Origin of the sequence: Mucilaginibacter sp. CSA2-8R (assembly GCF_038806765.1) — a bacterium.
Classification (GTDB): domain Bacteria; phylum Bacteroidota; class Bacteroidia; order Sphingobacteriales; family Sphingobacteriaceae; genus Mucilaginibacter.
Genome location: NZ_CP152389.1, coordinates 4,018,917 through 4,041,385 on the forward strand (window position 1 = coordinate 4,018,917; position 22,469 = coordinate 4,041,385).

12 protein-coding genes are annotated in these 22,469 nt (G+C 43.3%); all 12 read right to left on the reverse strand.

Annotation, left to right across the window (positions count from 1 at the left end; translation table 11 throughout):
• Positions 1-19: 19 nt before the first annotated feature.
• Entirely contained in the window at positions 20-817 is a 798-nt protein-coding gene (locus AAGR14_RS17160) for a DUF4397 domain-containing protein (RefSeq protein WP_342645465.1), read from the reverse strand.
• Positions 818-841: 24 nt separating this feature from the next.
• Positions 842-2,476 (reverse strand): SusD/RagB family nutrient-binding outer membrane lipoprotein, encoded by a 1,635-nt coding sequence (locus AAGR14_RS17165; protein WP_342645466.1) that lies wholly within the window; start codon positions 2,474-2,476, stop codon positions 842-844.
• A gap of 11 nt (positions 2,477-2,487) precedes the next feature.
• Entirely contained in the window at positions 2,488-5,574 is a 3,087-nt protein-coding gene (locus AAGR14_RS17170) for a SusC/RagA family TonB-linked outer membrane protein (RefSeq protein WP_342645467.1), read from the reverse strand.
• A gap of 1,262 nt (positions 5,575-6,836) precedes the next feature.
• Entirely contained in the window at positions 6,837-8,240 is a 1,404-nt protein-coding gene (locus AAGR14_RS17175) for a sugar porter family MFS transporter (RefSeq protein WP_342645468.1), read from the reverse strand.
• Between the two features lie 33 nt (positions 8,241-8,273).
• The gene (locus AAGR14_RS17180; RefSeq protein ID WP_342645469.1) at positions 8,274-9,470 is read right to left on the reverse strand and encodes a glycoside hydrolase family 76 protein; all 1,197 of its coding nucleotides are present in this window, start codon (positions 9,468-9,470) and stop codon (positions 8,274-8,276) included.
• A 10-nt stretch (positions 9,471-9,480) separates the two neighbouring features.
• Positions 9,481-10,710: a glycoside hydrolase family 76 protein gene (locus AAGR14_RS17185; RefSeq protein ID WP_342645470.1), complete on the reverse strand. Its 1,230-nt coding sequence runs from the start codon at positions 10,708-10,710 to the stop codon at positions 9,481-9,483.
• Between the two features lie 45 nt (positions 10,711-10,755).
• Positions 10,756-13,113 carry a GH92 family glycosyl hydrolase gene (locus AAGR14_RS17190; protein ID WP_342645471.1) on the reverse strand — a complete coding sequence of 786 codons (2,358 nt, stop codon included), beginning with the start codon at positions 13,111-13,113 and terminating at the stop codon, positions 10,756-10,758.
• Between the two features lie 42 nt (positions 13,114-13,155).
• Positions 13,156-14,373, reverse strand: a complete 1,218-nt coding sequence (locus tag AAGR14_RS17195; RefSeq protein WP_342645472.1) for a glycoside hydrolase family 76 protein — start codon at positions 14,371-14,373, stop codon at positions 13,156-13,158.
• An 89-nt stretch (positions 14,374-14,462) separates the two neighbouring features.
• On the reverse strand, positions 14,463-15,590 hold the full coding sequence (locus AAGR14_RS17200; protein ID WP_342645473.1) for a SusE domain-containing protein: 1,128 nt from the start codon (positions 15,588-15,590) through the stop codon (positions 14,463-14,465).
• A 30-nt stretch (positions 15,591-15,620) separates the two neighbouring features.
• Positions 15,621-17,255: a RagB/SusD family nutrient uptake outer membrane protein gene (locus AAGR14_RS17205; protein WP_342645474.1), complete on the reverse strand. Its 1,635-nt coding sequence runs from the start codon at positions 17,253-17,255 to the stop codon at positions 15,621-15,623.
• Between the two features lie 18 nt (positions 17,256-17,273).
• Positions 17,274-20,447, reverse strand: a complete 3,174-nt coding sequence (locus AAGR14_RS17210; protein WP_342645475.1) for a TonB-dependent receptor — start codon at positions 20,445-20,447, stop codon at positions 17,274-17,276.
• Positions 20,448-20,584: 137 nt separating this feature from the next.
• On the reverse strand, positions 20,585-22,396 hold the full coding sequence (locus tag AAGR14_RS17215; protein ID WP_342645476.1) for a class I mannose-6-phosphate isomerase: 1,812 nt from the start codon (positions 22,394-22,396) through the stop codon (positions 20,585-20,587).
• Between the last annotated feature and the right edge of the window lie 73 nt (positions 22,397-22,469).

The following is a 22,469-nucleotide window of genomic DNA, read 5'->3' on the forward strand; positions in this document are numbered from 1 at the left end:
AGCAATCAAGGCTATTGATCTATCTAACTAAAAAGAAGGATACATAAGGCTTTTGCGCCGCTGTAGTTTTACCATTATAACCACAGGCAAAAGCAGTGTAAACACGTTGGTTTAACACAACACTGGCACTTAAATAGCTGGCAATTACGGTAGCAGATGTTTTGGCCGCCCCGGCTGCCCGGATTTTCCAGGTTTTAGAATTGCCGGCTCTCAGCTTAAATTCATTACTCATTTGCAGGTACGGAACATTACTTAGTAATAATGAATCTGTACTTTGATCTGCAGCAGTAGCCGTACCATAATAAACATCTACAGAGGGTACATTTGGCATCAGGTTCACAAACCGGTAGCGTGTAGTAGCAGTATCCGGTCTGGTAAAGTTTTCTTCTGTTAACAAGCTTTTAGTTGTAGCGGCCGTATCTGTAATATGTACGGTATAGTTTTTACCTGCAGCTATTTGCAGAGTGGTACTGTACAACTCTAAAGAGTCGGTTCCGTTATCTACTTTACGAGGCAACACCACCGATAGTTTAACGTTACCCGGGTTGACTTGCAAAAAATCTGATGTATTGCTTCCGCCCGTGTTGTATCCTCCACCGGGGAAAGGAGTGCGCCAGGTAAGCAGGCCGCTTACCCGCTGATCGTTCAGTTTAAAATAAACCGAACGGTTATTAGCATAAGCAGATACATAGTTAATTTTTAAAAGTGCCTGATCGCTGCTCTGCTTTTCTGTTTTACCATAATCTAAAACAGTTTTGGTACAACCCATCGTTGCAAGTAACAATGAGCAGAACCCTATAATTGAAGATATTTTCATGAATGCTGTTTTTGAAGTAATCAATTATTGTTGGCTAAACCAGGTCTCTTTGGTCATATAATCTAACGCCAAGCCTCCCCATTTTGCCAACTCCTCCGAGTTCCATACGTATTCGGAGTTATAACGTGGCCTGAACCGGTAGGCAAATTTACCGTTGTTAACAGCTGCGAGTTCACCAGCAGTCATTTGGTAATAGGTTCTGAAAACGGTTGGATCATAATGATACTTCCGGAGATCGCACCAGGTTTCCAATCCTGCCCATCCCCATTGAGCTATATATTTTTGGCCCATAATATCGGCAATAGTAAGATCAGCAGCACTCTTGGCTACTTCCGAAGACGACATATAGTTGTTAATTTCTGTATCAGATATAGCCGGATCTGGGGTATTTGATGCACGTCCATAACGATTATAAAAATCCATATGGTTCCTGATGCCTCTGGTATAAGCTGCATAGGCCTCGGCTTTATTATTTTTGACAAACATTGCCTCGGCTTTAGCAAACTGCAGCTGGTTGTAGGTCATGAGCGGGTAGCGAGCCTTGTCTGCAAAAATATACCGGCCCGGGTAAAGTGTACTACCGGTTGGTATGGTACCTAAAACCAGCGGCACATTGGGTGTTGAACTGCCCAGGCCTGGAGTAATAGCCTGGTAAACATAAGAGGTAACATCAGGCTGGCCGGTTACTTTGGTTATAACCGTAGTTGCCGGCAGCATGCGGGTTAAACGAGGGTCGGTAGAAGTGCTTAAATTGGGTACCGCAGTCCCTCTTACACCACCGGTTAAATAATTTAAGATGGTCGTTGTTGGTCTTCCGTAATATAAATTGCTTGTTGTAAGAAAATAGCCTTTACTCGGGCCTAACGGGTTAGAGTCTGTTGGGCTGGTAGCATTGAAAGCAACACTTGCATCTTCGGCTTCGCTGGTAAAAGACAGATCAACATACTTATTTACGCTATCTGCATACTGCGTAGTAAACTCGGCTTTATTTCTTAAGTGACTATACTGCAAAGCAAACAGACCGTAAACAAACTTTTTCCATTTGGTCTTATCTCCACCATAAATACCATCTCCGGTAGTACCCTGCAGGGCAGCTGCGTAACTCACAGGGCTTGTCATATTCAGGTATTTAATAGCCAAGTTACCCCATTCTCTTACCTTGGCATACACAGCCGGCTGGTCCTGGTAATGAAACTTTAGCTGTCCAACGGTAAATGCCTCATCCAAAATAATAGGCCCGTACATATCTGTAGTCATTTGAAACGCCCATGCTTTAATGGCATATCCAATACCGGCGTATTCGTATTTCTGCTTTTGCACGGCATCATTAATCATGTTTTCCAGATTAAGTCCTAAGTCGGCGTACGTCATACGCCAAATTACGCCACCTGCATCGCTACCCGCCGTGAAAGTATGCTGTTCCCAGTTTCTTGACGAAAGGTCGGCAGATACGCCTCCCATGTTTTGGGTAACTTTCCATACCTGCAAATAATCTTGCGAGGTACCGTTACTCATTTGATACTCAATGGGCGGCAGCAACAGTTCTGCCTGCACTACCTGCGGCACTGCCGGGTTGGAGTTAATATCAAGGTATTTTTTGCAACTGGAGGTAACGAACAACACAGTCGCTACTGTTAACATTTTATATATCTTCTGCATTTTGATTCTTCTTATAATCTCACTCTTAAACCTAAATTGTAGCCAATAGGCTTACCTACGTTGCCATAATCAATACCATAGCCGCCAATACCGCCTGCACTGGCGTTGGTTGCGTTACTCTCCGGGTCAATACCAGAGTAGTTGGTAATCAATACAGCATCAGTAACGGTGACAAATACGCCCAGGCTTTTGATAAACCTTATGCGCTTAATAGCTGATTGCGGCAGTTCGTAATTCAAAGTGATATCACGCAGCCTTAATGCTTTGATGTTGTGTTCTATAAACATTTCGGGCGAAACATTGGTGCTATAATAGGCAGTATTAGAGTAAGGTGTAACAGCAATGGTATTTCTGGTCGGGTGATCAGTGTTCTGCAAGCCATCTGCAAGCACCCCGGTTATTACCCTTGGGGTTTCCCGGTCAAGTGTTTTTACGCTGATACCCCTGGTATACAACTCATACTCTGTTCCGTTAACCACATCTCCCCCGTAACGAAGATCCCAAAGGAAAGACAGATTCCAGCTTTTGTACCTGAAATTGTTAACTAAACCTGTGGTAAATTTGGGCGTTCTGTCGCCGATAGGATAATAGATGGCATCTGATGTGTTTGGTAAGCCTGTGGTCGGGCTAATGAGGATATCCCCGTTTTTGTTCCGGTCAAATCGGGTGCCGGTAATGGTTCCGGTACTTCTGCCCGGAGCAGCAGCACTTCTGACTGCACCAACTACCCAAGTATCCGAGTCGTACAGTTCCGGAAGCTGATCAGCTAATGACAGTGTAGTTCCACGGCTTTGTGTAAAGTTAACCGTTACATCCCACCCGAAATTGCGGTTTCTAAACGGCGAGCCTTTCAATTGCGCCTCAAAACCTCTGTTACGTACTGTTCCACCATTTATCAATTCCAGAATAAATCCACCACCGTAGCTTAAGCGCGGATTGATGATTTGATTTTGACTAATGAGGTTAAAATAATTAAAATCCAGCCCCAAACGACTTTTCAGAAACTGTAATTCTATACCTGTTTCAAAGTTTTTGGTAGTTTCGGGTTTAAGGCTTGGGTTACCTGCATAGTAAGATAGTGCGTAGCCACCACCAGAAGTATTGGCACCTACATAATTTGTACCCAACGAATATTCGCGCCATGGATCTTTACCGGTAAGGGCATAAGAGATTCTTAACTTACCATAATCAAGCGCCGGAACAGCTTCCTTCAATCCTTTAATTTCTGTAAAGTTAAAGGCTAAACTTGCTGATGGATACGCATAATAAGGATCACCTTTTGAAGTTAAACCGGTAGCAGCATTTACGCTGGGCATTAACCTTGATGAGCCGTCAGCCCTACCGGTTAAGGTTAGATAAAGTAACGATTTATAACCCAATACAGCCTGCGCAAATGCCCCTATTGTACGGTAACGGTTTACCGCATATAACGATTGGCGGGTGGTAGGCAAGGTGTTATTCAGGCTGTAAAAATTAGGATCATAAAACCGGGTACCTGATTGTGAATTGGTAACGGAGTTAAAGTCGTTAAAGGTGGCTCCGGTGATAAAAGTACCGTTAAAGCTACCCCACGATCCGCGTGCCGTACCCGTTAAAGATCCGTTATAGATTTTAGTAAGCATTTGATACTGCTCAATCTTTCCGAGTGTTGGAGCAGTAGACGAGCCCGACCCACGGTATGACTGCCCGTTATAAACCTGAAAGCCGTTGGTTGATGCTATATCTGTTGCCAGAATTGCATTAACTGTTAACCACTTAGTTGGAGTCAGGATAAAATTAGTATTGGCAATGATACGGTCATTTTTGTCTTGCGCAGGGTCTTTGTTTACATCCCAGAGCGGGTTATCATATTCGCTGTAAATACTGGCCAGGTGCAAGATCCGGTTACCATTGGCATCCTGATACTGGTTAATATCGTATGCCGAACTAAACCTGGTAAGTTCCATCAAGTAGCCTTGTGGCCCCTTGTAGGTTTTGTTATTGGTTGAATTTACATAATTAAAGCTGGTAACCACTTTGAGCAGCGGCGAAATTTCGGCCGTACCAGTAAGGCGCGAAGAAAACCTGGTATAGGATGTTGTAGGTACCGTACCTTTGGTATCCGTATACTCGTTAGACCAGCGATAAGTAAATTTATCGGTACCGCCTTCAAACGCTAAATTGTGCCTTTGCGAGCTACCGGTTTGGAAAAACTCTTTAATATTATCGTAAATTTTGGTACCTGGCAAAAAGGCTGGACCTCCAAAAATAGAGGTAGAACCAGAAAATATTCCATTTGACCCGGAATTATAGACCTGCTGAATAGCGGGAAATTTGTTTAGTTTTTCAATCCTGTAGGATGTATTGTAACTAATTGATCCGGTGCCGGCTTTACCTTTTTTAGTAGTAATTAAAATCGCACCGCTTGCTCCGGCACTACCGTATAATGCAGTTGCTTCCGGTCCTTTTAATATCGTATAGGTTTCGATATCAGCAGGATTAATATCTAAAGCTCTGTTAGAATAATCCTGATCGCGGTTTGCCGCACCACTTACCAATTGCGTAGTTTGATTTAATGTTGTGTTATTGACAGGTACACCGTCGAGCACTATTAATGCGCTGTTGTCACCGCTAAGCGATACAAAGCCCCTTAATACAATCTGTGCAGATGCTCCAGGATTACCATTGGTGCTATTGATAGAGAGGCCAGGTACCCTACCCTGCAGTCCACCAAAAAAGTCGGTGCGCTGCGTTTGTGACACTTCGTCCCCCTTTACAACAGGGGCTGAATAGCCCAAACTTTTCTTATCCCTGGAGATGTTATAAGCGGTAACGACTACCTCACTTAAAGCAGATGTGTTTTCCTGCAGTTTAATGTTAATATTATTACTGCTACCTACAGTGATCTCTTGTGTACTGCTGCCTATAAAACTAAATACGAGTGTCTGCCCTGCATTAACTTGAATGGTATAGACTCCCTTTGGATCAGTAGTTGTTACTGTGGACGTACCTTTGACTTTGACCGTGACTCCGGGGATAGGATCACCGTCTTTTGCACTTGTAACCTTACCTGTTACGGTTTTTTGCTGAGCCACGACCTGCGTGACTAGAAAAGACAAATTTAAAATAATAAAAAGTAATCGTTTTAGCATATAGGCTATTTTTAAATAAAACTTGACACGAAACCGCTATATTTTTTAAAAATTAGCAGAATTTAATCTTAAAGGTTAACTTTTTAATAAAAAGACACGTACAATTAAGGCAGCTATCTATAATGAGTTATTTTAAACAAGATGAATCATAATTTCATACCATTTAACATTTAAAACCATTAATTCATTTGCATTATTTCGATAATAGTAGGTGGTAATTGCTAATTATGATAAAACTAATCAAATTTTAATATATCAAAATTATCTTAAATGAACTTTATGCGTAGAATGCTTAATTTTCACGCATTTGTTACAATAAGACTAACTACACTTTCGCTGAAGGGCTTGCTGTATACCAGCTTTTTTAACAGAGAAAGTCAAACATTGAAACAACGATAAATTTATAGCTTAGCTTAACTTGTCGAATTGCCAACACTAACATTGTACTTAAAGAATAGTGAGCATACGCTTATTTGATTTCCTGCTGAGCAACTTCACATATAGATTGGGCTAATAATCTTAATTACCAAAGTATTAATATAATTCAACTAGCCGTAGAGTCTTGTAAACGAACATGCACAGTGCGTATCTGATATACGATACCATTAGTTTATATAGCAATTCGAACTAATGTTTCAAGAATCAAAAAAGGGTTAAAAACATTCAAAAATATTTGGCGACTCACAAGTAATTGCAAGTTGTTACTTTTTTTGGCTTGCTCGCCCTAAATTAAAAGAATTAAATTCTGAGAATAGCGGACATCAATTTGCAGCTTTATTAAGTAACTTTTCTTACTTCTAAAAAAAGTCAATTACAGTCAATTTGATGGAAGATTGGTGAGCACCAATTTGAAATATTTAAAGATATTGTTTGAGCGTGGTTTTTCGGGTAAAATTCAAATCCCGTCCATTCTGGAGACAGCAGTGTCAAAAACAACAAAAATCCTGCAAACTAAATATTTGCAAGCTTTTTGTTGTTTTAACCTTAATGTCACCAGATGCTAATTATTCTTACAAAAGTTAGCATCTGTGAGCAGCTTAAAGTAAGCAATGCCCCTCAACAAGCCACTTATAAGGTGTGGTATCACAGGTACTCGACGCATCAGACAATTTGCTTCCAAGTAGCAAAACTGACACATTGATTAATCAGGTGTCACACCAACCTAACGTACAACTGCTCTGCTATCCAAAGAAACGGCCTGATTACTGCAGCGACTTTTACGGCACAAGTCAATGAATAGGGACATGCGTATCTGCACTTTGCTGCTCATTTGCGTTCAGTCCTTTAGCCTTCCAATAATTTTCGATATGCTCAAGCGACTGCCCCTTGGTTTCAGGCAGCAGTTTATAAACCACAATGAATGCTACGATACAGAAAAAGGCAAAAAACCAGAACGTTCCGGCACTGCCAAAATCTTTAAGCAATATGGGAGTCAACTGCCCTACAATAGTATCAGCTATCCACATGGTCATGATGCTAATAGCTAAGGCCCTACCACGAATTGCATTTGGAAATATTTCTGAAGCGATCACAAACTTAAGCGGGCCTATAGAGAATGCAAAAAAAGCTAAAAATGCCAGCACGCAAACTAATAGCCATACACTGGTTGTTTGTCCGGCATAGAAACAATAGCCGGTTGCTGTTAGGGTGATGGCTGCGCCTGCTGTGCCATACAGGTATAAAGGCCTGCGTCCCCAGCTATCCACTTTCCAAATGGCAAATAAGGTAAATAACATGTTAGCAGCACCAAAAATGATCTGGCTGATTAACGAGTTACTTAAAGACACACCGGCACTGCTTAGTATACTTGGCCCGTAATAAACAATGGCGTTGATACCACTAAACTGAGAGAATAGAGGTAATAATATACCAATCAGTAAAGCTTTCCGCATACCCGGTGCAAACAACTCTTTATACGAGCCCTGCGAGGTTGTTTCATTTGAGGCAACTTCCACCTGGTTTTCTTCGTGTCCGTTAATGGCGTTCAGTATTTGTTGTGCCTCCTGGTTCCGGCCTTTTTGCATCAGCCAGCGCGGGCTTTCGGGCACGGTAAACAAACCACTCAAAAACGCAACAGCTGGTATAGCTCCTAAGCCAAGCATTGCCCGCCATATTTCTTTAATAAGCATAATTTGAGAAACAGATGAAGCTGCAAAGCTTACCAACAGAGCATTGGTTAAATAGGCTATTAAAATGCCCAATGTAATAGCCAACTGGTAATAGGTAACTAACCGACCACGGATGTTGGCAGGAGCAATTTCGGAAATGTATAAAGGCACCACATTACTGGCAATGCCAATACCAATACCTCCTATTAATCGTGATACGACAATCAAAGACAGCGTTGGCATTAAAGCACACCCTATAGCGGATATCAAAAACAAAGTTGCGGAAAGTAACATAGGTTTACGACGACCTAAACGGTCACTCAACTCTCCGGATAGTGCAACGCCTAAAATACAGCCTATCAGCGCCGATGATACAAACCAACCTTCCTGAACTGCCGTTAGGCTGAATTGGTTTTTAACTAAAGGCAATACTCCGGAGATAACGGCCATATCAAAACCAAATAAAAAGCCGCCAAGTGAAGCAACGATGGTTATAGCGGTTAAGCTGATACGTTTATTTTTCATTATGATCTATAATAACTCTTAATCAATTAAAACTTACTTTTTCGACTTTAGCAAGCTAAGTCTTGCGTATAATTCAGCAATACAAGCTTCATCAAGCAGCCATTTAGGTTTCTTGATTCCTTGTGCATCAGGCAACCAGGTATGCGTAATAAAGCCATATTGATCGCGAGAATGGCCCCAGGCATAGTTCAAAGCTTTTTCGATAGCACTCAGATAGGTGTAGTTACCGTCAACCCCGTAAAGGGCAGCATACCCCCTAAACAGTACCGTTACAAACCAGGGCAAATCAATGGCAATAGGTAAGTTAGGATTACGTGATGCGGCTGTAAAATGCTGGAAGCTGTCCGCTGCCAACTGCTTGCCTTGGGCCAGATACATTTGATCACCGGTGAACTGGTAAAGCAAAACCGCAGCCTCGATCAATGAGCCGGTATTATAGGTCCAGTAAACATGATTGATTTGATTGCTGTTGGTTTTAATGTCATTAGCGATGACACCATTGCTATCCCTGAGCGTTTTGTACATCCATTCGTAATAGCGCTTTCCAGCATCCAGATACCATTTTTCTTTGCAGCCCTGGTAGATTTTTAAGGCCGTTAAAGTGGCCATGCCGTTGGTGCAGGCCGGTTTTTGATCCTTGTGGCCTTCCAACCATACTACTCCGCCGCCGGCATCGTTATTCCAGCCGCTTTCAATAAACCTAAAAACCTGTTTCGCACGTTTAAGATATTCCGGGTTGCGGGTATTGAAATATGATTCCATATAATCAATTCCGACCAGACCGTTATCATCATAATAGCGGTCTGCCTTTTCAAATCGTACGGGGTAGGCCTGGTAACCGAAAGGCTGTCGTTTAGCGTCGCCGTATAATTCCACGCCTCTCACCAGCGTATCAAGGTAAACCCTGTATTTGTGGCGAAAGCTGTCTGAAACATGTATCAGCACATTAGTAGCCGAAAACACACCCGAAAACGGCCATAAGAAACTTACCTGCTTCTCTGCAACTCCCCCCCCTTGCATATAACTTAATGAATCCTTTTTGTTGTCGGGATAATTTTCTTTAAATAAACCCACATAGGCAGGGACCCGATAATGCTGCCACACCAATTTATACATGGTTTCTGCACGCTGCAAGTAAGTTTTTGAATCCGGAGTCTGTGCCTGGACATTATTAAGCAGTGTAATTACACCGCTTAATAATGTTACCAGAACGAATTTTTTGTAATGCATAATTTGGCAACTAACGATAATCTGATAATAAGCTTTGTGTGCGTTGCATCCAGGCTTGGTCTACGCCTTCCATACGTGTTTCCATGTTGCTGCCATCCAGGTTACAAAAATGATAGTACCCTTTATTGGTAGCATTGCGCAGTTTGGTATTCATGTAATCGATGTTTTGCTGCGCGTAATCCAGCCAGGCTGTGTTGTTGTCGCGCTGATAAAGCTTCACCATAGCTTGCGATGCCCATACACACCAAGCCGGGTTAATGCGGCCGTCTGCCGTGTTGAACAGGTAAACTTTATAAGTATTGTTCCATAAAGTGTTATTCATTGCAATGCCCAGGTTTTGTGCACGGGTCACAAAGCTATTATCACTCATCACTTCTGCGTAAAGTAAAAATGCTTCCACCATGATAGCGTTGTCGTAAGTAAACTTTTCGGTATGCTTTATTCCAAGGCCACTGCCATCAATTTTCCAAATGTATAATTCTGTAGCGCTGTCAAGCATCTGATTAGTCAGCCAGTTTTTAACCGACACTGCCCAGTCGCGATAAAAGGATTGCCCGGTAATTTGATACAACCTTAAAAAAAGCTGCAATGCCAGTCCATTGGTCTGCGTTGGTTTGCTTTCTTTGATGGTGTTCCACCAAAAACCGCCGCCATAAGTGTTGTCCCACTGTCCGCTATTCATCAGCCAGTTAGCACAGGCCTTGGCCGAGTTCAGATAGTTAGTTTTGGTAGTACCTGTAGTTACCTGATAGGCATCCAAATAAGTTACGCCTGATAATGCATTGTCATCCGTGTAAAGATCGCCGCCGGCGCCGCTACCATTAACGTTGGCCTGTGCAAAATAGCCGCCTGTTGAGCTGGTGCTATTCCACATGTTGCTCATCCAGGCATAAGTATTATTCATGTAAGGCAAGTAGTTATTGTCTCCACGCGCTACCATAGCAGCATCAGCATAAATCTGGCTTACGTTATACCACTCATAGGCAATACCTGTTTGTGTAGTATTATTTACCCGATAACTGTTGAAACCGGTGAGCAAGTTGCCATATACAAAATTATGTGTTTCCTGAGCTTTAAGCCAGTAAGCCGAGTTAGTGCTCATGGTTTTTAGCCGTACGGCAGCGGCCTGCTCATTTCCTGCCTCTGTAAGATTTGCTCCCTGTTCCTTTTTACACTGTGTCAAACTTCCGGCAATCACCACCATCAAAATGGCCCGGAAAGATTTCATAAAGCTTTTCATTACATTATTGGTTTATAATTGGTGACAGATGTTGATAAAACAAAGCTATTGTACCGATGGCGGAGGATTGGTTACTCCCCAGTTTTTGTTAGGCTGACTGCCCATAATAAAAACTAGCTTACCGCCTTGCCGCAATTGATCAAGGTACATCCAGCAATTTTTGATGGGCTGCCCGTTAAACGTCAGGCTTTGCACGTAAACATTTTGCTCCGTATTATTCTTGGCTTCAATGTGCAGTGTTTTACCATTGCCAAGTCGTAAAGTGGAACGGCTGAACAGCGGACTGCCAAACTGAACTATTGGCCGCAAATCGGTGAACCCTTTAACATCAAACAAACCCAGCGAAGCTAAAACATACCATGATCCCAATTGCCCCTGATCTTCATCCTGCCCATAACCATAGCCGTGTATAGGCTCGGTACCATAAAAGTTATTACAAATCTGGCGTATCCATTTTTGCGTTAACCAAGGCTTGCCCGAAAAGTTAAACAGCCAGCCTATATGTAAATTGGGTTGATTACCCTGATTATATAAGGCGTTGATTCCGGCAAAAGCATCAATGGTTTTACCACCGCCGAAATCATTTTTAGCAGACGCTTCAAATATGCCATCCAACCGGGCATTAAAGCTGGCGTCTCCTACGGCGCTGATTAATGCTTTCGGGTTTTGTGGCACATAAAAAGTGTACTGCGTAGCATTACCTTCCTGAAATCCGCGCCATGCCTGCAACGGATCAAATTTGTCAATAAACTTCCCTTCGGCAGTTTTAGGCTGAATTAATTTATTGGCCGGATTAAACAGATGTTGCCAACCGTTAGCATACTTAATAAGCTGCTGGTAATCGCTAGTCTTGCCTAATGCTTTGGCCATTTGCGCTGCAGCAAAGGCACTAAAACTATACTCGAGTGTATGTGAGGCCGAAAAGTTAGACCCGGTAGAATCTGTAACGAAGTTACGCCCATCACCATCCAGATGCGGAACATAGCCATACTGCAAAAATGCTTTGGTATCCATTTTTCCCGATCCGGTCAGTCTGTTTTTCCAGCCCAACTCGTTATTTTTAACAGCCTGGTAAGCTGCGGGTACATCATAATCGCGTATGCCTGCCTGATAGGCACCGGCAATAGCCAAGCCCACAAAATTGGTACCCACACCCGATACGTATTCGCTGTTGGCTATGCCGTCACCAAACCATCCTTTGTCTTTACACAACCTCAGCTGCGTAGTTACAAAACGCGCATACCACTCCGGGTATGATAGTGACCATAACTGCGTCAAATTCCAATAGCCTCCCCATATAGCATCGGTATTAATAAAACCGTACTTTTTCTCTTGAGCGTTAAGCTGGCCTGCCGTGCCTTGATGTTTAGGGTAGGCTCCGTTTACATCACTGGCCAGGCCACGGCCTAACAATGCGTGATACAAGCCGGTATAAAATTTCATTTTATTGGCCCTAACCTTCGTTTCTACCTGTAGCTTGCCAAGCTCTTGCCGCCAAGTATTTTGTGCCTGCCTGAGCGCAGCATCGAAATTTAGTCCACTTGCTTCAGCCACCAGGTTAGCTTTTGCATTAGCTATTGAGGTATAGCTTAAACCCACTTTAATTTCCAGTTTTTCGCCCGATTGAGTATTGTAATTTAGTGCTAAGCCCGCTCCTACTCCTGTTGCTGCTTTTTTACCGGGCATAGTACCTGCCTGTGTAAATGCAGTTATTGATAAGGGTGCCTTTGCCAATTGCCCATAAAAGTACATGGCTACCTTGCCTTGTGGGTCATAGCTGGCTACATACTTAGGATAGGTAATCACATAGCCAGCAAAGTGGATAGCATCAATCATATGTATGTCGGCATCCGTTACTTCTCCGCTCTCGCCCTGCTTGCGTCCGATATCTAAAATCACATGTGCCTGGGTTGATTTAGGAAATGTATACCGATGAAATCCTACGCGTTTAGTGGCCGTCAGCTCTGCTGTAATCTGGTAATCATCCAGCTTCACTTTATAATAGCCTGCTTGAGCCGTTTCATTTTTATGATCAAAAGACGATCGGTAGCCGCTACCTGGTTGCTCAAGTTCGCCGGGTACAGTTTTTAATGCACCGGTAGTAGGCATAAAGCTAACACCACCCACCTGCCACTCATGAAAGTGCACAAAGCCTTCAATAGATTTATGGCGCACATCGTAACCAACAGCTTCCCAACCCTGAGGGTTTCCGTAATGCCCGTTGGTAGATGGCGCCAGTTTGGCCATGCCGCCCGGCACAGCGGCCGGTGTAAAGAAAAACCAGCGGCTATGGGCAGTACCAATGCCGGGGTCCACGTATTGCAAAACATCCTGCGCTTGTAAGCGGCCGGTAGTAAACAGCGTCAAAATGATTGCGGCTCTTTTAAACAAGATTTTGTTCATGTAATAGGTATAATAGTTTTAGTATAAGCTGCCAGGTTTCACTTATCTGTATTTTGACAGCATCACCTGCACGCGTTGCATCCAGGCCTGGTCTACCCCTTCGAGGTTAGTGTAGCGACTAGCACCATTGAGCCCTGCATACTGGTAGTAGCCATTGAGTGCCGTATTTTTTAAAATGACATTGATCGCATCTACATTTGCTTTGGCGTAAACAAGCCAGTTTTCGTTGTTATCTAATTCATAAAGTTTTATCATAGCCTGGGTGGCCCAGCCGCTATAACAACCGTTGACGCGCAAATCATTAGTATTAAAAATAAATACGTTATAATTTTTATCCCACAAGCCACGGATCATAGCATTGCCCAACGCCTGTGCTTTTGTTTTATAGGTATTATCGTTCATGGCATCGGCAAAAAGCAATTGTGCCTCTACCATAATTCCATTGTCGTAAGTGAACTTGACTCCATTTTTTACCCCATTTTTTTCAACCTGCCAGATGTATAATCCTGAGGTACTGTCGTACATTTGGGTATTCAACCAATTGTTTACCTGTAAAGCCCAATCTTTATACTGCGTGTTACCGGTTAGTTTAAACAAGCGTGCAAATAGCTGCATGGCGAGGGCATTGGATTGCGTTGGTTTTACGGTTTTTTCTGTGGTCCACCAGAAGCCGCCACCGTAAGTATTATCCCACTGGCCGCTTTTCATCAGCCACTTGGCGCAAGACTCTGCAGCACCAAGGTAATTTGCTTTAATTGTACCACTGGTCACATTGTAAGCATCCAGATAGGCCATTCCGGTCAGGGCGTTATCATCAACATATTTTACGCCTGCAGCTCCCGACCCATCCAAATTAGCAAAGGCAAAGTACCCGCCGTTTGGGTCTGCTTTATCCTCCAGCTTGCTTAGCCAGCCAAATGCATTATTCATAGGTTCCTGATAACTGGCGTCACCGTTAGCTATCATGGCGGCATCTGCATACAAATGACTGGCAACATACCATTCAAAAGCACTGTTGGTGTTGTCTGTAGTATTAACCCGGTAACTGCCAAAGGGCGTAGCATACCCAGCTTTTATAAATGCGCGGGTAGCTTTGGCATTGGTAAGATATACAGACTCTGTAACCGGGTTACTGCCCGCTCCTCCTGTATTGCCGCCGTTATTACCGTTTTCTCCTGTAGCCGGGCCGTTGTCTGTCTTTTTGCAGGATGCGAACAATACACCAAGCACGATAATCCAGTGGTAATGCCTTATTTTCATAGTTAGTATTGAAATCAGGTGCTAACCGGCGCTATAAAGTCCACCAGTCAGCACCTTGTTATTAATATTATGTATGCAGAAAGCTCAGATTAATTTACTGCTGTTGCCGTATGTGTATAGGCGGCTGAGGGCCTGAAATAGACATCAACCTTAGCGTTACGCTTATCGATGGAAGGATCAAACTTATATGTATTGTCCCACTGAGCATTGCTAACCGGCAACAAGTTAAAGTAACTGGTTGGCTGCCCAGACGGTGCAACGTTGTTTACGTTAACGCTTCCAAAATACTCTACCCCTGCCGAGGTATGCAGTGCAAATTTGTATCGCTCATCACGTCCCCATGAAAACTGGTAAAATTCAACCGGTATACGGGCATTGCTCCAGGTACTGTTGCCGGTGTAGCTCAACTGTCCTATTTCGGTATTATACGCCGACATAAATAAACCTAAAGATTGAATGCTCACGATGTTACTGGTAGCCACATTAAAGTTTAGCCGAATACGGTATGGGCCGGTGGTGGTGCCTACGGTCGTGGTTTGGCTACCCTGCTGAATGGTTCCGCTGCCATCAATATAGTAACGTATACCTGCCGATGTAGCCTTATCCGTAAACTGGTAGTTACCAACCTGCAATGAGGTGTATAGCTCAAATACGCCGGGAGCTGTTTGTTTAAAAGCAATAGCTTTAGACAGGTCCGTTCCACCGGCCTCGGTTCCGGTACCTGTTAAATACAAAGCAGTTGGCGGTACAGCAAAACCCGCCGGACGGGTAATTTGCAAACTGTTAGTGCCTGTAGTAGTTTGCACGTTGGTGGCTTTTGATGCCATGACGGTCCACTTAAGGGTACCTGTACTTGATGAAGCAATGCCTGCTAAGGAAGCAATCTTATTTAAGGTATCCTGTGGAATGGTAGCCTGGGCCTGCACGCCCGAACCATCAGACAAAACCCGGTACACTGGCGTACTGAAATTGCCGTCAGCTTTGTCGAACGCTACTTCATAAAGCACCACACCGCCGTCGGCTGCATTGGCAGCACTCCACTTGAAAGGGACGCTGCTACCGCCGGGTTGCAATTTGAGCGCAGTTGCGTTGGCCGGAGCCGACAGCGTACCGGCAGCAGTAAGCTGATCATCCAACGAACGGGTATCCTTTTTACAGGAGAACAGGGCCATGACGGCCATAAAGGCCATTATGGTAGTAAAATTTATTCTTTTCATTTTGGTTTTCGGTAATTGGTTGTTGAAAGCTTAATAGCCGGGATTTTGAGTAAGCTGAGCGTTCAGACTTTGATCTCCGCTTGGAATAGCCCACAAATAATCGCGGGATGGATTGAAACGCCTAAGCTGGACCCGGATGTAACCGTTATCAGTGCTTTGGTCGCCCGAAAATTTAGCACCATGAGCGTATCGGTTAAGCATGGTCTCGGCAATCCGCCAGCGGCGGATATCGTCTATACGTATACCTTCTAATGCTAATTCGGCACGACGTTCCCGCCTGATGATGTTGGTAACATCGCCTCCAGGATAACTCAAGGCGGCCTGGTCTGTAAATCCAGCCCGTGCACGTAAAGCACCGATAGTTTGATTCCAAACGGCGGCAGTCATTTGCCCTAAGCTATTTTTAGCTTCAGCATAATCCAGTAAAATTTCTGCGTAGCGAAACAAATGCAGGTTATTACCTGAGGTAAAGTTGGCTAAGGCCGATGGGTCAAAATACTTGCGCCAGTAATAACCCGACGGCGAAGAGCTTTGACGGCCTGATGAATATTCATCCGGACCGGGCCGTGTAGGATCACTTCCGGGCTTGATGTAAATAATTTTGCTGGTGCCGTTTACACCACCACCATTGTTCCAGTTGTAACGGTCGTACACCACGGTTGCCGTTAAACGCGGGTCGCGGTTGATGTATGGGTTGTTTTCATCATAGCCCGAACCAGCGTCGGTAATACCCCGCCCGTTAAGCATAATGTAGTCATCAACCAGTTCTTGAGTTGGTGCCAATGCGTTTACCCGCCCGCCTACGCTATTAGGGGCAAAATCCCAAAAATCGGTCCAGGTACGGGTGGTTGCCGGTACGTATTGTAACGAAAGAATGCTTTCAGTATTAGTGTGGTTAATTGTTGGATTACTGAACAGATCACTGTAATTAGATACTAACGAGTAGGTACCGTTAGTGCTGGCATTATTCATCAAATCCTCACATACGGTAACCACTTCTGCCATACGGTTACCCTGATATAATAATACTCTGGCCTGAAGAGCCAGTGCAGCCCCTTTAGTAATGCGACCGTTTTCACCTGCCGGTAACTGATCTTTAGATGGCAACGCAGATACGATGGCTTTGAGTTCGCTGATAACAAAATCAACCACTTGCGCTTTGGGTGTTTTGCTGATGGTTTTAGCTTCTTCCTGCGTAATATCATTAGTTACCAGCGGTACATCTCCGTACCATTTGGTCAGGTTAAAATGTTCAAAAGCCCGAATAAATCTAACTTCAGCCTTCAGGCGGTTAAGTGTGATTGCGCCAAGCGTAGTGTTTTGATCTATGTTAGCTAAAAACTGGTTACATGATTTGATGGTGCTGTAATAATAAGCCCAATCGCCGGCAAACTTGGGCGTTAATGAGTTGGCATTACCACTAGCAATCTGGATTAAATCGTTATTGTTTTGTGAGTAAGCATTGTCTGATAAGCCTTCAGCGCCAAAGTAAAGTCCGCTGTTATACATTAGGCTATAATTGTTATTTAATGCATTGTAAACGTTGGCATCGGCTGTCCAAAAATTCAGTGTTGAATAGGCATCAGTTGGACCTATGTCCAGCTTGCGACAACTGCTAACCAGTATCAATGATGTTATCGCCAAATATTTTGTAAGGTTTTTCATAATCCTTTTGCTGAGTAGTTAAAAGGTGATATCTAAACCTGCACCAATAAAAATGGGCAGCAGGTAATTTCTTGCACTGTTTGAACCTGTATTCGGGCTTACACTGTTGCCGAATTCAGTTGTTTCCGGATCTATAAATTTCAGCTTAGACAGCGTGAATAAGTTTTGCCCAATGGCCGATACCCGAACACGCTGCATACCGGCTTTGCGTGTTAATGCGCTTGGTAGGGTATAACCAATATTGACGTTTTTCAACCTCGCATAGGCGGCGTTATATCGATATACATCAGATCCGTTACGCCAGTTGTTGGTATTTGAAGGAGACCCATTACTGGCTAATCGTGGATAGCGCGCGTCCGGGTTATTAGGCGTCCAATAATTGGTCATATGCTCGTAAAGCGTCTGTCCATAATTGTAATGGAACGGCTCCACCAATTCGCCACGTAAAAAGGCATCACGCTGGCCAACTCCTTGAATAAATAGGGTGAGGTCAAATCCGGCTACGGCCACACGGTACGTAAATCCGAAAGTATAGTGCGGAAATGGGTTACCAATAACTTTCTTATCGTTATCATCAATTTTACCATCGCCGTTTAAATCTTTAAATTTAATATCACCTGGCCCAACTATCGCTCCGGCAGGCTTAGGCAAATTATTTGCATCAGCCTGATTTTGAAAGTAACCATCGGTTACATACCCATAGTACTGTGTAAGCGGCTCACCCACACGGCGTATTAATTGATACACATCCTGATTATAGATAATTTGTTGTGTATTACCGGTGAGTTGCAACAGCTTGTTTTGGGTGTTACCAATATTTGCGCTAAAGCTTTGCGTTACCTTAGCCGATTTTAAGGTGTAAGTTATTTCTGCTTCCCAACCTCGGTTTTGCACTTTGGCTACGTTAGCAGTTGGAGGTGCAGCACCAAAAATACTGGGTACATCGAGCGGTGTTTGCTGAATATTGCTGGTGGTTTTATCAAAATAATCAAAAGAGCCGGTAAGCTTGTTTTGAAACAAACCAAAATCAAAACCGGCGTTAATAGTAGCGGCTCTCTCCCAAGTGAGTAATGGGTTGGACAAGTTGGTACCTGCTCCACCCTGTATTACGCTATTATAACCATAGGCACCGGGATAATTAAAGTAAGTTGTTAAATAAGTGTAATTACCAGCCGTTTGGTTATTACCCACCACACCATAGGAAGCCCTTAATTTAAGGCGGCTTAAGGTGTTACGCAACGGATCCATAAAGCTTTCATCAGAGATCAGGTAACCGGCATTAACTGATGGGAAAAAACCACTACGCTGGCCCTGTGCGAATTTTGATGATGCATCATCACGAAACACAAAATCCAGAAAGTAGCGGCTTTTGTAATCATAGCTTATCCGGCCAAATACAGATTGCAAACTATTAGCTTGAATAGTAATGCTGTTGTAAGAATTAGTTGCATCGATCAACGTTCCGGTAGTAGCGTTGCCAAACACCGGATCAGTCAATGTTTTCTGCAATTGAAATCCGCGCTGGCTGTTAATCTCGCTTGATACACCCAGCGTCGCATTCACATTATGCTGATGAAATGACTTAGTATAATTTAGGTAAACTTGTGTATTGAAAGAATGCGATTTGGAATTATTATCAAACGTGGTTAAATCATTACCGTAAACACCTGCCGGCAAGTAATTAACCTGCGTCCGCCTGAAGAAGTTACCATTGTTTTGAATGGTACCGCCAAAAACGCCGGTTAATGTTAATGATTTAGCTATGTTGAGTGTACCGTTTAAGTTGCCAAAAATGCGGTCGTTATCCGCTTGGTTAAAACCACCTTTTTCGAGCACACCCAGTTCATTGTATTGCGATGCGATAGGGTTGGTTAAATAATTGCCGTTTTCATCCTGCCAGCTATAGTTGTAAGGCACCCGGTTAGCATCAGCAAAAATATTGTTGTTGCCTACGCTATTGGTTTTATTACGTGATTTGGTGTATTCAAGTATGCCGGTTAGCTTGAAACGACCGATAATGGTGGATTGATTTAATCTGAGATTATACTTTTGAAAGCCAAACTTGTCACCACTGCCACCATTACCTACAAAATTGCTTAACTGGTTTAAATAACCGGCCGAAACAAAATAAGTATTGGTTGCACCGCCACCGCTTACACTTACGTTTTGAGACAGTTGGGGCGCGTCATACAACAGATGGTTTACATCCCAGGTACCATTGCCTTGCGCCGCAAGTTGCTGTATTTGTGCTGGTGTAAATGCAGGTGGAAGCCCGGCATTAACCAAAGATTCATTTTTGTAATAAGCATTGTCTGCAGCATCAACTTTTTTAACCAGCACATTAGGTTTTTGCCAGCCGTAATTACCGTTATAAGTCACAGTAGGCTTTTGGTTTAATTTGCCGCTTTTAGTGGTTACCAATAAAACACCATTAGCACCACGAGATCCGTAGATAGCTGCAGCGCCGGCATCTTTAAGCACCGTAACACTGGCAATGTCGTTAGGATTAAGCAGGCTTAAATCAGCGGTTGATTGTGAAACGATACCATCAATAACCAATAACGGGTCATTATTACCGGTAGTAGATACTCCCCGGATGTTAATCAAAGGTGTAGCCCCCGGATCTAATGTACTTTGCTGAATAATTAAGTTTGGCGATTCGCCTTGCAAGGCCTGCACGGCGTTGAGTACCGGCTTTTCATTAATTTCGCGGGCGCCAACGGTACCAATAGCACTATTTATGGTCGCACGGCGTTGCGTGCCGTAACCTACCACTACTACTTCGTTAAGCGCTTTCGTAGTATCGGCCTTAAGAGTAACATTGATTTGCGCTTGTTGTCCAATACTTAAAGTTTGGGTAACAAAGCCAATATAGGTAAAGATTAAACTCCGGTTGTTATCACCATCAGGCACCGTCATTTTAAAGTTACCGTTCACATCGGTCATCGTTGCGACTTGAGAATTTTGAAGCTTTACGGTTACACCAGGCAACGGCTGCCCTTGCTCATCCTTAACCTGCCCGGTAACTACGGCATCAAATACACTCGTCACCGAAATTGAACGATTAACAGTTAGATTTTCGGCGTGAGAGTTTGCAGCGCCGCAACACGACAGCAAAAGAAACAGCCCGACGCCAGAAGGGCGCCCCCGCAATTTTAGCGGCGAAAGCTTTTGTAATAGTCTTGATCTCATTGGTTATTAGGTTATTGTAATTGGTTTTTATTATGTTTTTCTTCTTTGTTTAGGCTTGAGCAAACTAAAACTCCCATCGAGCAGTTATGTGATTTGCAGCAAGCACCTAGGTTATTTTATACTTGCTGCAGTATCGGTTACTTTAAAAATGCTTTGATTACCTTAACAGGTTTTTGGTTTGTGCTAACTAATGTGTAAGAGCCGCATGCTGCCGGTATTACAAAAGTTTCTGCATAGGCAAAGTTTTGTTGTACTCCTGCAACAGTGGTAACAGTAACAGCATCACCTTCTACCACCATCAAAACATGGCATTTACCTTCACAATCCACCTCCATTTGCTTATCAAACTCCAGGCGGTGTACATCGTAAAAGTGCTGTTCGTGTGTTGGTACATGTACCACGGTTGCGCCATCATTTTGGCTGATGATAGTCTGCATGGAAATAAACTCTTGTTTTACCCTCTCCCCTTTGCGTTGAAAGTCTAAGTTTTTAAAGGCATGATCTATATTGATGGGGCGCGGGTTGCCTTCTAAGTCCAGGCGCACCCAATCGTACATTTTGAAAGTAAAAATGTAAGGAGTTGCGCTTATTTCGAGTACCAAGTTACCCGCACCGGCGCTATGGATGGTTTGATTAGGAATCAGGAACAGATCATGTTTCGTAGCAGTATGCGCCTGTACATAATTTTCGATATCAATTGGTTGATTCTCGGCCTGGCTGTTTTCCAGTGCATCCTTAAATTGCTGGGGGTTGATAGAATCCTGAAATCCTAGATAAACCTGCGCATTAGGCTCACAATCTAAAATATAGTAAGTTTCATCCTGGGTAATATTCTCGCCGAATTGTTCTTGAATGTATAGTAGCGATGGGTGGCACTGGATAGAGAGATTACCGCCCTTAACGGTATCTAAAAAGTCAAACCGAATAGGAAATTCATCGCCATAAACTTCAGCGTGCTTCCCAAGCACATCACCGGAATGGGTAAACATTAACGTATCAAATGATACTTCCAGCAACCAGCCGTCGCTTTCAAATACCAGCCCGTTTTCAGGTACAATCAACTCAAAAGACCATGCATAGTTAACCGCATCCGGATTAACACCATTAATGTGCGACTTAATCCATTGCCCTCCCCATGCACCTGGCTCAAACCATGGCCTTACGCGCAATGGGCTATGGCTTAATTGCTGCAAGCCTTGACGCAAGGCATCACCGGTTATCCAATTAATGTTATCAGGCCACTGGCCATCAATCATTACCGCAACATCTTGTAAAATCTCCTTTTTGTGTTGATTAAGCAATACCCAATCAACAAAGTAAAAGCGCTTGTACATGTAAAATGGCTCAGCTACTTTATCAGACCCTAAGTTGGTAATGGAACCAGCCCGCATTCTGAACTGCAACTCATTTTTAGGCAGATCGATATAAAGTAATGGTGCGTTCCAACCAGCCAGCACTGCACCAGGACCTAGTACTATAGTAATGTCAGTCTGTTGATCCGGAACCTGCTTCTCCAAGCTTTCTATGTTATAAAAATCAGCTAACGCTAAAGTACAACGCCTTCCCCAAACAGATTCGTAGGTACCCATAAACGGTTCGATCAACTCGTCTATACGTGCGGGGTCTTTTAAATAATCAGCAGTATCAATCCAGCTAACTTTTAACCCTTTTTGCTCAAAATGCTGTTGTAATTCTGCTTTTATATTATCCCAAAATACGCCTACATAACCATCAATAACCACAGCTTTGTGCTGAGCAATCCAAGCAGCAAGTGTATCGTATCCATGGTTAATTACGCCAGATTTCAGCAGACATGTTGGATAGATATTATAAGCACCGAAATCCAGTTCTTCCGCATTCAGCCTTTGGGGCATCAGGTATTGGGTAGTTTTCCGGGTATCGGCAGCAACTTGATGTTCAATATCTGTAGCAATAGTAGATATACTCATATTATTGTTATAATGTATGTACATATTAAACAGTAAAAATTATTACTGCGATTCGATTAATAAAATTGACAGA